General features: G+C 54.5%; 12 protein-coding genes. 10 read left to right on the top strand and 2 right to left on the bottom strand.

Going from position 1 to position 13,165, the window contains the following annotated elements; genetic code table 11:
* Nucleotides 1-130 precede the first annotated feature (130 nt).
* The 3 genes from fadI (at nt 131) to sixA (ending at nt 4,282) form a co-directional block, all read left to right on the top strand.
* Nucleotides 131-1,441, top strand: coding sequence for an acetyl-CoA C-acyltransferase FadI (fadI, locus tag BZK42_RS07090; RefSeq protein ID WP_016153879.1), 1,311 nt, complete (start codon nt 131-133; stop codon nt 1,439-1,441).
* Nucleotides 1,441-3,588: a fatty acid oxidation complex subunit alpha FadJ gene (gene fadJ, locus BZK42_RS07085; protein WP_049268954.1), complete on the top strand. Its 2,148-nt coding sequence runs from the start codon at nt 1,441-1,443 to the stop codon at nt 3,586-3,588. The genes fadI and fadJ overlap by 1 nt, the downstream gene beginning before the upstream one ends.
* 208 nt (nt 3,589-3,796) lie before the next feature.
* Entirely contained in the window at nt 3,797-4,282 is a 486-nt protein-coding gene (sixA, locus tag BZK42_RS07080) for a phosphohistidine phosphatase SixA (RefSeq protein ID WP_003028179.1), read from the top strand.
* Nucleotides 4,283-4,362: 80 nt separating this feature from the next.
* On the opposite strand, the gene smrB is transcribed toward sixA, so the two are convergent.
* Complete coding sequence (smrB, locus tag BZK42_RS07075; RefSeq protein ID WP_016157059.1) at nt 4,363-4,914, bottom strand: endonuclease SmrB; 552 nt, start codon at nt 4,912-4,914, stop codon at nt 4,363-4,365.
* A gap of 166 nt (nt 4,915-5,080) precedes the next feature.
* Here smrB and prmB point away from each other — a divergent pair, with 166 nt between their 5' ends.
* The 6 genes from prmB to BZK42_RS07045 are packed head-to-tail and all read left to right on the top strand — an operon-like array spanning nt 5,081 to nt 9,634.
* The gene (gene prmB, locus BZK42_RS07070) at nt 5,081-6,013 is read left to right on the top strand and encodes a 50S ribosomal protein L3 N(5)-glutamine methyltransferase (RefSeq protein ID WP_003028173.1); all 933 of its coding nucleotides are present in this window, start codon (nt 5,081-5,083) and stop codon (nt 6,011-6,013) included.
* A 39-nt stretch (nt 6,014-6,052) separates the two neighbouring features.
* Nucleotides 6,053-7,138 (top strand): chorismate synthase, encoded by a 1,086-nt coding sequence (gene aroC / locus BZK42_RS07065; protein WP_003028170.1) that lies wholly within the window; start codon nt 6,053-6,055, stop codon nt 7,136-7,138.
* Between the two features lie 3 nt (nt 7,139-7,141).
* Nucleotides 7,142-7,966, top strand: a complete 825-nt coding sequence (gene mepA, locus BZK42_RS07060) for a penicillin-insensitive murein endopeptidase (RefSeq protein WP_016153875.1) — start codon at nt 7,142-7,144, stop codon at nt 7,964-7,966.
* The gene (locus tag BZK42_RS07055) at nt 7,966-8,775 is read left to right on the top strand and encodes a sulfite exporter TauE/SafE family protein (RefSeq protein WP_016153874.1); all 810 of its coding nucleotides are present in this window, start codon (nt 7,966-7,968) and stop codon (nt 8,773-8,775) included. The genes mepA and BZK42_RS07055 overlap by 1 nt, the downstream gene beginning before the upstream one ends.
* The gene (locus BZK42_RS07050; protein WP_016153873.1) at nt 8,775-9,323 is read left to right on the top strand and encodes an elongation factor P hydroxylase; all 549 of its coding nucleotides are present in this window, start codon (nt 8,775-8,777) and stop codon (nt 9,321-9,323) included. Before BZK42_RS07055 ends, BZK42_RS07050 begins: the two co-directional genes overlap by 1 nt.
* A 32-nt stretch (nt 9,324-9,355) precedes the next feature.
* Complete coding sequence (locus BZK42_RS07045; RefSeq protein WP_016157057.1) at nt 9,356-9,634, top strand: YfcL family protein; 279 nt, start codon at nt 9,356-9,358, stop codon at nt 9,632-9,634.
* Between the two features lie 103 nt (nt 9,635-9,737).
* On the opposite strand, the gene mnmC is transcribed toward BZK42_RS07045, so the two are convergent.
* On the bottom strand, nt 9,738-11,738 hold the full coding sequence (gene mnmC, locus BZK42_RS07040) for a bifunctional tRNA (5-methylaminomethyl-2-thiouridine)(34)-methyltransferase MnmC2/FAD-dependent 5-carboxymethylaminomethyl-2-thiouridine(34) oxidoreductase MnmC1 (protein WP_080858938.1): 2,001 nt from the start codon (nt 11,736-11,738) through the stop codon (nt 9,738-9,740).
* A 159-nt stretch (nt 11,739-11,897) separates the two neighbouring features.
* Here mnmC and fabB point away from each other — a divergent pair, with 159 nt between their 5' ends.
* Nucleotides 11,898-13,118 (top strand): beta-ketoacyl-ACP synthase I, encoded by a 1,221-nt coding sequence (fabB, locus tag BZK42_RS07035; protein WP_016157055.1) that lies wholly within the window; start codon nt 11,898-11,900, stop codon nt 13,116-13,118.
* The last annotated feature ends 47 nt before the right edge of the window (nt 13,119-13,165 follow it).

The raw sequence follows: 13,165 nt of genomic DNA, 5'->3' as shown, positions 1-13,165 counted from the left end.
TCACTGTCAGTGATTATTCACTGTGTCTTAGCTCCCACTTTCTTTTCTCCCTGCTTGGCTAAATGTAAAAAATTGGTTAAGACTGTGATCAGGTCAGACCACTTATTTTTATTTTTTACAGGGGAGTGTTATGAGTCAGGCTTTACCGCTGGTTACCCGCCAGGGCGATCGCATCGCCATCGTAAGCGGATTGCGTACGCCATTTGCCCGCCAGGCAACCGCGTTTCATGGCATTCCCGCCGTAGATTTGGGGAAAATGGTCGTTGGCGAGCTGCTGGCGCGCAGCGAAATTTCTGCTGATGTGATTGAGCAACTGGTCTTTGGCCAGGTGGTGCAAATGCCCGAAGCCCCAAATATTGCTCGTGAAATCGTGCTGGGAACCGGGATGAATGTGCACACGGATGCCTACAGCGTAAGCCGAGCCTGCGCCACCAGCTTCCAGGCGGTGGCGAATGTTGCGGAAAGCCTGATGGCGGGGACTATTCGCGCAGGAATTGCCGGCGGTGCGGACTCCTCGTCAGTTCTGCCTATTGGCGTTAGCAAAAAGCTGGCGCGGGTGCTGGTGGATGTCAATAAGGCCCGGACCACCGGTCAGCGTCTTAAGCTTTTCTCCCGACTGCGCTTACGTGACCTGATGCCCGTACCGCCAGCCGTCGCCGAGTATTCCACCGGTTTACGCATGGGGGATACGGCCGAGCAAATGGCCAAAACTTATGGGATTACGCGAGAGCAACAGGATGCCCTGGCGCACCGTTCTCATCAGCGCGCCGCTCAGGCGTGGTCTGAAGGCAAACTGGCAGATGAGGTGATGACCACCTACGCGCCACCTTTCAAAGATCCTTTTTCAGAAGATAACAATATTCGCGGTAACTCTACGCTGGCCGATTACGCCAAACTGCGTCCGGCTTTTGACCGAAAGCACGGCACCGTTACCGCGGCGAACAGTACCCCGCTAACGGACGGCGCAGCCGCCGTAATTATGATGACGGAATCGCGTGCGAAAGAGTTGGGGCTGGTGCCGCTGGGATACCTGCGTAGTTTTGCCTTTACCGCCATCGATGTCTGGCAGGACATGCTGTTGGGGCCTGCGTGGTCAACGCCGCTTGCCCTGGAGAGAGCGGGTCTGACCATGGCTGATTTAACCCTGATCGATATGCATGAAGCATTTGCCGCACAAACGCTGGCGAATCTTCAACTGCTGGGTAGCGAACGTTTTGCCCGCGAAGTGCTGGGCAGGGCGCATGCCACGGGCGAGGTCGATGACAGTAAATTTAATGTGCTGGGCGGATCGATTGCCTATGGACACCCCTTCGCCGCCACCGGTGCTCGCATGATCACCCAAACTCTCCATGAGTTACGACGTCGTGGTGGTGGTTTTGGTTTAGTGACAGCCTGTGCAGCAGGTGGTCTGGGTGCGGCAATGGTTCTGGAGGCGGAATAATGGAAATGGCATCGGCTTTTACGCTAAACGTACGTCTGGATAACGTCGCTGTTGTCACCATTGATGTGCCCGGAGAGAAAATGAATACCCTGAAGGCGGAATTTGCCTCCCAGGTTCGGGTCATTCTGAAACAAATTCGCGATAACAAAGCATTACGCGGCGTGGTGTTCATTTCGGCGAAACCCGATAACTTCATTGCCGGGGCGGATATCAACATGATTGGTCGCTGTCGCAGCGCGCAGGAAGCTGAAACGCTGGCACGCCAGGGGCAGCAGATTATGGCGGAAATTAATGCCTTGCCGATCCCCGTTATCGCCGCAATTCATGGCGCCTGTCTCGGCGGTGGCCTGGAGATGGCGCTGGCGTGCCACAATCGTATTTGTACCGATGATGCTAAAACCGTACTGGGTTTACCGGAAGTGCAGCTTGGTCTGCTGCCTGGCTCTGGCGGTACCCAGCGGTTGCCCCGTCTGATTGGCGTCAGTACCGCGCTGGATATGATCCTCACCGGAAAACAACTACGCGCAAAACAGGCGCTGAAAGTGGGTTTAGTGGATGAAGTTGTACCGCATACCATTTTGCTGGAAGCGGCCGTAGAACTGGCCAAAAAGGACAGTCCCGCACACCGAACTCTGCCGGTGCGAGAGCGTGTGCTAGCGGGGCCGCTGGGGCGGGCGCTGTTATTCCGCATGGCCAGTAAAAAGACGGCGCAAAAAACGCAGGGCAACTACCCTGCAACAGAACGTATCCTTGAGGTCATCGAAACCGGCCTGGCGCAAGGCAGCAGCAGCGGTTACGACGCCGAAGCCCGCGCGTTTGGCGAACTGGCGATGACATCTCAGTCTCAGGCGCTGCGGCACATCTTTTTTGCCAACACCGATGTGAAAAAGGATCCCGGAAGTGATGTGAAGCCCGGCCCGCTAAACAGTGTAGGCATTTTGGGCGGCGGTCTGATGGGGGGCGGTATTGCCTATGTGACGGCCTGTAAAGGCGGCTTGCCAGTGCGTATCAAAGATATAAATGCCAAGGGAATCAACCACGCGCTGAAGTACAGCTGGGATCAGCTTGAAACGAAGGTTCGCCGCCGTCATATCAAAGCCAGCGAGCGTGATAAACAGCTGGCGCTGATTTCGGGATCAACCGATTACCGTGGCTTCGCTCATCGCGATCTGGTTATTGAAGCCGTATTTGAAGATCTGGCGTTAAAACAACAGATGGTGGCAGAAGTTGAGCAAAATTGCGCATCTCATACCATTTTTGCCTCTAACACCTCATCTTTGCCGATTGGCGATATTGCGGCGAACGCTGCCAGGCCTCAACAAGTAATAGGTTTGCACTTCTTTAGCCCGGTGGAAAAAATGCCGCTGGTCGAGGTTATCCCGCATGCCACGACCTCTGAGCAGACAATTGCCACAACCGTTAAACTGGCGAAAAAGCAGGGCAAAACGCCGATAGTGGTCAGAGATAAGGCCGGATTTTATGTTAACCGCATTTTAGCGCCATACATTAACGAAGCTATTCGTATGCTGACCGAAGGCGAGCGGGTTGAAGCCATTGACGCCGCGCTGGTTAAGTTTGGTTTTCCGGTCGGGCCAATCCAACTTTTGGATGAGGTCGGAATTGATACGGGCACTAAAATTATACCAGTGCTTGAGGCTGCATATGGAGAACGTTTTAGCGCGCCTGCAAATGTTGTTGCTTCAATTTTGAATGACGATCGCAAAGGTAGAAAAAATGGTCGGGGTTTCTATCTTTATGGAGCGAAAGGGCGTAAAAGCAAAAAACAGGTCGACCCTGCAATTTATACGCTTATTGGCGTCCAGGGGCAGGGCCGACTCACCGCCGCGCAGATAGCCGAGCGGTGCGTCATGTTAATGCTCAATGAAGCAGCACGCTGTTTTGATGAGAGGATTATCCGCAGCGCGCGTGATGGTGATATCGGCGCTGTATTTGGTATTGGTTTTCCGCCCTTCCTCGGCGGCCCGTTCCGGTATATGGATTCGCTCGGCGCGGGTGAAGTGGTTGCTGCTCTGCAACGACTGACCACGCAATACGGCTCGCGGTTTACGCCGTGTGAGCAGTTATTGCAGATGGCGGAACGCGGTGAAAGATTCTGGAGTAATGGGGAAACTGACCTGAATTCATGAGGTCAAAGGTAGGATGAATCCGCACTGAATGTATGGGTCGCGCTCAAAATGTAAACAGAGATTGACTATACTTACGCCGTTGAGGTAAAAAACAGCGTTTCATTCGGTGAATGGATAAGGCACAATGCCGGCCACCACATCGTTACCACGGTCAATAGGGGCTGTGGATAAAGGTGTCGGTGATTCTGGTTAACAAAAGCGGTGCAATATGCAAGTTTTTATCATGCGTCACGGCGACGCAGCCCTCGATGCCGCCAGTGATTCGGTTCGTCCCTTAACCTCCTGTGGTTGTGACGAATCTCGCCTGATGGCGAACTGGCTGAAAGGTCAAAAAGTGGATATCGAACGTGTTCTGGTGAGCCCGTTCCTACGAGCCGAACAAACGCTGGATGTGGTGGGGGAGTGTATGAACCTGCCAACCGGTGTGGATGTTTTGCCGGAGCTGACTCCCTGCGGCGATGTCGGTCTGGTCAGCGCCTATTTACAGGCTCTGGCCAATGAAGGTATAGCCACGGCGCTGGTCATCTCTCACTTACCTTTAGTGGGGTATCTGGTGTCTGAACTTTGCCCAGGCGAAACACCGCCGATGTTTACCACATCAGCGATTGCCAGCGTAACGCTTGATGAGAGCGGGAAGGGTACTTTTAACTGGCAGATGAGCCCGTGTAACCTGAAAATGGCAAAAGCGATTTAAAAAGCCTGGAATCGGATAAGGCACAGCCGTCATCCGGAAAATCAAAGAGCCGCAAATGCGGCTCTTTCTGTTTTTCTGCATCAGGGAAGTTCGGGCGGTTGCCACTCTTCCACTTCAATCAGCAGCAGCAGCGCGGCGTCGCCACCGTACTCTTTTGGCGCTTGATGAAAGGCCATCACGTGCGGATGCTGCGCCAGCCAGAGCGGCGTTTGCTGCTTAAGAATATGTTTTCCGTGACCATGCATTACGCAAGCGCAAAACACATGCTCACGACGACAGGCGGCAATCAGCGCGCCTAACTCCTGTTTGGCCTGCTGCTGGGTCAGCCCGTGCAGATCGAGAAACAGCTCCGGGGAGTAATCGCCACGGCGCATTTTCTTCAGTTCGAAATGGCTGACGTCGGCACGCAGATATCTTACCGGGCCGTCCGTATTCAGCAGCGGCTGAAACTCGTCCGAGAAATAGTGACTGGCATCAGCTTGTTCCTGCAGCAGCCTTTTAACCGGAACCTCGGTAATTTTTTTACGTAGCGGTCGGTGAACAATGGTGTCCTGTTTAATTTTACGCGTGCCGGTCATCAGCTGGCGAAACAGCGTCTGATCCTCCTCGCTGAGCGATGTTTTCTTTTTCATTCGAGAGTCTCATCTTTTATTTTTCGTTAGTTTAACCCGACTCGGAGGGCATCCGATCGCTTAAAACGCAATTTTCGCGCTCAGGCCCTGTGTGAATGCTGATTTATCGCCGTCTTCGTGGCAAACTAGCCGCCGAAATTAATACGAGCATGCCCTGGAGGAATACGTGGATAAAATTTTCGTCGATGAAGCAGTGAGTGAACTGCATACCATTCAGGACATGTTGCGTTGGGCGGTCAGCCGTTTTAGCGCGGCGAACATCTGGTATGGCCATGGCACGGATAACCCATGGGACGAGGCCGTACAACTGGTGCTGCCGTCACTTTATCTGCCGCTGGATATTCCAGAAGATATGCGTACCGCGCGTCTGACTTCCAGCGAGCGCCATCGCATTGTTGAACGCGTGATTCGCCGCGTCAACGAGCGCATTCCGGTCGCTTATTTGACCAACAAAGCCTGGTTCTGCGGGCATGAGTTTTATGTTGATGAACGCGTGCTGGTGCCACGTTCGCCGATTGGCGAGCTTATTAATAACCGCTTTGCGGGCCTTATTAATGAGCAGCCGCAGCATATCCTGGATATGTGTACCGGCAGCGGCTGTATTGCCATTGCCTGCGCCTATGCTTTCCCGGAGGCCGAAGTGGATGCGGTGGATATTTCCACCGACGCGCTGGCGGTGACCGAACACAATATTGAAGAGCACGGCCTGATCCATCATGTTACGCCGATCCGTTCCGATCTGTTCCGCGATCTGCTGAAAGTCCAGTATGACCTGATTGTGACCAATCCGCCGTATGTCGATGCGGAAGATATGTCCGATCTGCCAAACGAATATCGTCATGAACCTGAGCTGGGTCTGGCGTCCGGCAGCGATGGACTAAAACTTACCCGTCGCATTCTGGGTAACGCTCCGGACTACCTGTCAGATAACGGTATTCTGATTTGTGAAGTCGGAAACAGCATGGTACATCTGATAGAGCAATACCCGGATGTACCGTTCACCTGGCTGGAGTTCGACAACGGCGGTGACGGTGTATTCATGCTGACCAAAGAGCAGTTAGTTGCTGCTCGCGAGCACTTCAGCATTTATAAAGACTAAATACACGCGCACATACACAACACTCATAACGGAGCCGTGATGGCAGGAAACACAATTGGGCAACTCTTTCGCGTAACCACTTTCGGTGAATCACACGGGCTGGCGCTCGGTTGTATTGTCGATGGTGTTCCGCCGGGCATTTCTCTGACAGAAGCTGACCTGCAGCACGATCTCGACAGACGCCGTCCGGGCACATCGCGCTACACTACGCAGCGTCGTGAGCCGGATCAGGTGAAAATCCTCTCCGGTGTGTTCGAGGGCGTTACCACCGGCACCAGTATTGGCCTGTTGATCGAAAATACCGATCAGCGTTCACAGGATTACGGCGCGATTAAGGACGTTTTTCGTCCAGGACACGCCGACTATACCTATGAGCAGAAATATGGCCTGCGTGACTACCGTGGCGGCGGACGCTCATCCGCACGTGAAACGGCGATGCGCGTTGCGGCCGGAGCGATTGCCAAAAAATATCTGGCGGAAAAGTTCGGCGTTGAAATTCGCGGCTGTCTGACGCAGATGGGTGATATTCCGCTGGAGATCAAAGACTGGTCCCAGGTGGAACTTAACCCGTTCTTTTGTCCAGATCCGGATAAACTCGAGGCGCTGGACGAACTGATGCGTGGGCTGAAGAAAGAGGGCGACTCCATCGGGGCGAAGGTGACCGTGGTTGCAAGCGGCGTACCAGCGGGTCTCGGCGAACCTGTATTTGACCGCCTGGATGCTGATATCGCTCACGCGCTGATGAGCATTAACGCCGTTAAAGGCGTTGAGATTGGCGACGGTTTTGACGTTGTTGCACTGCGCGGCAGCCAGAACCGTGATGAAATCACCAAAGAAGGTTTCCAGAGTAATCATGCGGGCGGCATTCTTGGTGGGATCAGCAGTGGGCAACAAATCATTGCTCATATGGCGCTGAAACCGACCTCGAGTATTACCGTTCCAGGGCGCACTATTAATCGCTTTGGTGAAGAAGTCGAAATGATCACCAAAGGTCGTCACGATCCGTGTGTTGGGATCCGCGCCGTGCCAATCGCCGAAGCGATGCTGGCGATCGTGTTGATGGATCACCTGCTGCGTCAGCGGGCGCAAAATGCGGACGTGAAGACCGATATTCCACGCTGGTAAGAGATGAAAAAAACGGCACTTGCGGCGCTGGCTCTTTTTGCCAGCACCGCCTGTCTGGCGGCGACGCCCTGGCAGAAAATTACCCATCCGGTTGCAGGCAGCGCGCAGTCTATTGGCGCGTTCTCCAACGGCTGTATTGTTGGCGCAGATACGCTGCCTGTACAGTCAGAACACTATCAGGTGATGCGCACCGATCAGCGCCGTTACTTTGGCCATCCGGATCTGGTGATGTTTATCCAGCGTCTGAGTAATCAGGCCAACAATCTGGGGCTGGGTACGGTGTTAATCGGCGATATGGGCATGCCGGCCGGTGGGCGATTCAATGGCGGTCACGCCAGCCACCAGACGGGACTGGATGTAGATATTTTCCTGCAACTGCCGAAAACCCGCTGGACCCAGTCGCAACTGCTGCGGCCGCAGGCGTTAGATCTGGTCTCACAGGATGGCAAACGTGTCGTGCCGTCACTCTGGAAGCCGGAGATTTTCAGCCTGATCAGGCTGGCGGCAAAAGATAATGAAGTCACGCGTATTTTCGTGAATCCGGCGATTAAGCAGCAACTTTGTCTGGATGCAGGGACCGACAGGGACTGGTTGCGTAAAGTGCGGCCATGGTTCCAGCATCGTGCGCATATGCACGTACGGTTGCGTTGTCCTGCCGACAGTCTTGAGTGCGAAGATCAACCGTTACCACCACCGGGTGACGGCTGCGGCGCGGAGCTGCAAAGCTGGTTCGAACCTCCGAAACCTGGAACCACCAAGCCTGAGAAGAAGACACCGCCGCCGTTGCCGCCTTCCTGCCAGGCGCTACTGGACGAGCATGTACTCTAATGGATCATTTTGCCTCTCTGTTTATGGTGTCGCCACTGCTGTTAGGTGTGCTTTTTTTCGTGGCGATGCTGGCAGGTTTTATTGATTCTCTGGCCGGAGGCGGTGGTTTACTCACTATCCCGGCATTGATGGCGGCCGGGATGCCACCCGCGCAAGCGCTGGCCACCAATAAGCTACAGGCCTGTGGAGGATCTATCTCTTCCTCCCTCTATTTTATTCGCCGGGGCGTGGTTAATCTGGCGGATCAGAAGCTCAATATCTTCATGACTTTTATCGGCTCAATGAGCGGCGCGCTGTTGGTTCAGCACGTGCAGTCAGATATTCTGCGCCAGATCCTGCCGGTTCTGGTTATCTGTATTGGCCTTTACTTTCTGTTGATGCCGAAAGTGGGGGAGGAGGACCGACAGCGTCGGTTGCATGGGTTGCCTTTCGCGCTGGTGGCCGGGGGCTGCGTCGGCTTTTACGATGGCTTTTTTGGTCCGGCTGCGGGGTCGTTCTACGCGCTGGCTTTTGTCATGCTGTGCGGCTACAACCTGGCGAAATCGACGGCCCACGCCAAAGTATTAAATGCCACATCGAATATCGGCGGGCTGTTGCTGTTTGCCCTCGGCGGCAAAGTGATTTGGGCGACCGGATTTGTGATGCTCATTGGCCAGTTTATTGGCGCACGGATGGGCTCACGGCTGGTGCTCAGTAAAGGACAAAAACTCATTCGGCCAATGATCGTCATTGTCTCCGCCGTGATGAGCGCCAAGCTACTTTATGATAATCATGGACAGGAGATTCTCCACTGGCTGGGGATGAACTAATGAATAATACCCATCACTACGAACAGTTAATTGAGATTTTTAACGGCTGCTTTGCCGATGAATTTAATACCCGTCTGATTAAAGGCGATGACGAACCGATCTATCTTCCTGCAGATGCGGAATTACCGTATCACCGTATTGTTTTTGCGCATGGCTATTACGCCAGCGCGTTACACGAAATTTCACACTGGTGCATCGCCGGTAAGGCGCGGCGTGAACTGGTCGACTTCGGTTACTGGTACTGTCCGGACGGACGCGACGCGAAGACGCAATGCCAGTTTGAAGATGTGGAAGTGAAGCCGCAGGCGTTTGACTGGCTGTTTTGCATGGCGGCGGGCTACCCGTTTAACGTCAGTTGCGACAACCTTGAAGGGGACTTTGAACCGGATCGCGTGGTATTCCAGCGCCGTGTTCATGCTCAGGTGATGGAGTACCTGGAAAAGGGGATCCCTGAACGTCCGGCGCGCTTCATTAACGCGTTACAGAATTATTATCACACGCCTGAACTTAAGGCGGAACAATTCCCGTGGCCCGAGGCGCTCAACTGAAGTCGCTGCCACGTTTACAATGAGGAAAGAAGATGATCGCAGAGTTTGAATCACGCATTCTGGCATTAATCGACGATATGGTAGAGCACGCCAGCGATGATGAGTTGTTTGCCAGTGGCTATTTGCGTGGACACCTGACGCTGGCCGTGGCCGAACTGGACGCTGGCGAGGACCATTCCGCTGAGGCATTGTACGCCAATGTGACCAGCAGCCTGGAAAAAGCCATCAGCGCAGGCGAACTATCGCCGCGTGACCAGGCGTTAGTGAAAGAAATGTGGGACACTCTGTTCCAGAAGGCTACTGCACAATAATTGCGGTAAATTGTGCCGGATGGCGACGCTCTGGTGTCTTATCCGGCCTACCTTGTTGGGGTGTTTGTAGGCCTGGTCAGCGTAGCGTCATCAGGCCATTCTTTTATTTCACCGCTTTACCCTTCAATAACTTCCTGACCCACAGACGATTTGGATTTAGCGCCGCCAGCGTGCTGGCATCCATGGGAATCGGTTCATTGCTCATTTGCGAAGCCAGAATTTCTGCACACAGCGGGGCAGTACACAGCCCGCGCGATCCCAGCGCGCCCAGCATAAATAAATCGGAATAAACCGGCGCGCTTACGGCGTGCTCTTTGTCTGCAGCAAGTGTGGTGTACTGGCTGAGCGTGGCGTCATAGTCCGCGACGTTGCCGACCATTGGCATGTGATCGCGCGTGGCGCAGCGCACCCCGCAGCGGGCGGCATTGTCACTAACGTCTACCTCTTTTGCCCACACAGCGTTCGGGAAGCAGTCGATTAAGCGTTGGCGGTTTTGTTGCTGATCGTCCTCGCGATATGCTGCCTCTTCACTCCCACGATGATAGCTGGCGCCAATGCAGTGCTGCTGATTTTGCGGGTTGTGCGGCGTGAGGTAGCCGTCATAGCACAGCACCTGACGTAGCGCTGAAAGTGCAGGTGTGGTGGGGATATGACTCACCTGACCGCCCACGGAGTACACCGGTAGCGGCTGCGTTTGCTCAAAGCGGCTAATGAGATGACCGTTAGCCAGAACGACTGCTGCGTGAGAGGCGGTTTCTCCACTGGAAAACTGCAATTGCCAGCTTGCTGTCTGGCGAGTCAGTGAGGCCAGCGTATGTTGGTAGCGGGTGCGTAATCCCAGGGTTGTTGCATAGTCCAGTACCGCGGCGGTTAACTGCGCCGGGTACAGCCATCCTCCGGCCGGATACTGAATCCCGCCGCATCCGGTTTCCACACCTGTTGTTTGTAAAACCTGCTGTGCGTCAACCCCGACGGCGAGCGCAGCGGGCAGTTCAAGGGACAGCATCTGGGTGATTTTTTGCTGGCTTTTCTCATCCCACGCGAGTTGCGTCACGCCGCACCAGTCATGCGCGAACTCAACGGGGAGGGCGTCATACAGTCGACGGGCGAAGGTAAACGCAGTGGGGAAAAAGAGATTAATGGCTGCGTCATGTTTGCTAAGTAGGGGGTAGAGCGCCCCCTGGCGATTACCGGATGCGCCCCCGGCAGGTTTATCGTCGGCGCAATACAGCGTGACCTGCCAGCCGCGGCGCAATAACGCCAGTGACAGCAATGCGCTGGCAATTCCTCCACCAATAATGGCGGCTTCGCGCTTATCTGTTCCCGTACGCACAAACCATGGCGCCGAGGACGTGAGCGTCTGAGTCTGTTCCATCACGCCACAGAGCATTTCGCGTTTGCGCCCAAAGCCTTTGCATTTTTGCATTGTAAATCCGGCTTCTTGCAACCCCCGACGTACAAAGCCTGCCGATGTAAAGGTTGCCAGCGTCCCGCCGGGACGAGCCAGTCGGGCCATCGCGTTAAACAGCGTTGGCGTCCACATATCCGGGTTTTTTGCCGGTGCGAAACCGTCCAGGAACCAGGCGTCCACCTTTTGATTCAGAGAGTCATCCAGCGTACTGGTCAGTTCGTTAATATCGCCAAACCACAGATCCAGCGTGACGCGCCCATCATCAAGCAGCAGGCGATGACATCCCGCCAGCGGCATCGGCCATTGTTCTTGCAGTGCCGTGGCCCACGGGGCAAGTTCTGGCCAGTGCTGGTGGGCTAAGGTGAGATCTTCACGCGTCAGCGGATATTTTTCAAAGCTGATGAAATGTAATCTTTCCAGGGTAGCTTCAGGGTGGGTATCGCGAAAATCGGCAAATGCCTGCCAGAGCGTGAGGAAGTTAAGTCCAGTGCCAAACCCGCTTTCTGCCACCACGAAGAGGGGACGTGAATGCGCAGGGAATCGTTGTGCGAGATGGTTACCGCCGAGAAAGACGTAACGTGTCTCTTCCAGCCCGTTATCATTAGAAAAATAGACATCGTCAAAATCTCGGGAAACAGGTGTACCCTCAGCGTTGAATTCAAGGTTGGCAGGTTGTATAGCGTATTGTTTCACGTAAGTTACTCGTCTGACAGGCTGTGCCCCGATCTTAGCGATGAGTGCCTGGCTGCGCAAATTTCCACATAAAATGGCTGATCGGACTTGTTCGGCGTACAAGTGTACGCTATTGTGCCACTCGAAACTTTAAAATAGTGCGACTTACAGAGGTATTGAATGAAACGTGCAGTGATTACTGGCTTGGGCATCGTTTCCAGCATCGGTAATAACCAGCAGGAAGTCCTGGCATCTCTGCGTGAAGGACGTTCAGGGATCACTTTCTCTCAGGAGCTGAAGGACTCCGGCATGCGTAGCCACGTTTGGGGCAACGTAAAACTGGATACCACTGGCCTCATTGACCGCAAAGTAGTGCGCTTCATGAGCGACGCATCCATCTATGCATTCCTATCAATGGAGCAGGCAGTGGCTGATGCCGGCCTTGCTGCAGAAGATTACCAGAACAACCCGCGCGTTGGCCTGATTGCAGGTTCCGGCGGCGGCTCCCCACGTTTTCAGGTGTTCGGCGCTGACGCAATGCGTAGCCCACGTGGTCTGAAAGCGGTTGGCCCGTATGTGGTCACCAAAGCGATGGCGTCCGGCGTTTCTGCCTGCCTCGCAACGCCGTTCAAAATCCACGGCGTAAACTACTCCATCAGTTCTGCCTGTGCGACATCTGCGCACTGCATCGGCAACGCGGTAGAACAAATTCAGCTGGGCAAACAGGACATCGTTTTTGCTGGCGGCGGCGAAGAGCTCTGCTGGGAAATGGCGTGTGAATTCGATGCCATGGGTGCGCTGTCTACCAAATACAACGACGATCCGTCAAAAGCTTCCCGTACCTATGACGCAAACCGCGACGGTTTCGTTATTGCTGGCGGCGGCGGTATGGTCGTGGTTGAAGAACTGGAGCACGCTCTGGCACGTGGCGCGCACATCTATGCGGAAATCGTCGGTTACGGCGCAACGTCCGATGGCGCAGACATGGTTGCTCCGTCTGGCGAAGGCGCAGTACGTTGCATGCAGATGGCGATGCACGGTGTAGACACGCCGATCGACTACCTGAACTCTCACGGTACCTCGACTCCGGTTGGCGACGTGAAAGAACTGGGCGCAATCCGCGAAGTGTTTGGCAACAACAGCCCGGCAATCTCCGCAACCAAAGCGATGACCGGTCACTCACTGGGCGCGGCTGGCGTGCAGGAAGCTATCTACTCTCTGCTGATGCTGGAACATGGCTTTATCGCGCCAAGCATCAACATTGAAGAGCTGGATGAGCAGGCGGCAGGTCTGAACATCGTGACCAAACCGACCGAGCAGGCGCTGACCACCGTGATGTCCAACAGCTTCGGCTTTGGCGGCACCAACGCTACGCTGGTTATGCGTAAGCTGAAGGCGTAAGTCTCAGCTTGAATACGAAAAAAGGGAGCCAACAGGCTCCCTTTTTA

The sequence above is a fragment of the Citrobacter braakii genome (assembly GCF_002075345.1).
Lineage (GTDB): Bacteria > Pseudomonadota > Gammaproteobacteria > Enterobacterales > Enterobacteriaceae > Citrobacter > Citrobacter braakii.
This window is presented reverse-complemented; position numbering and strand designations above follow the sequence as displayed.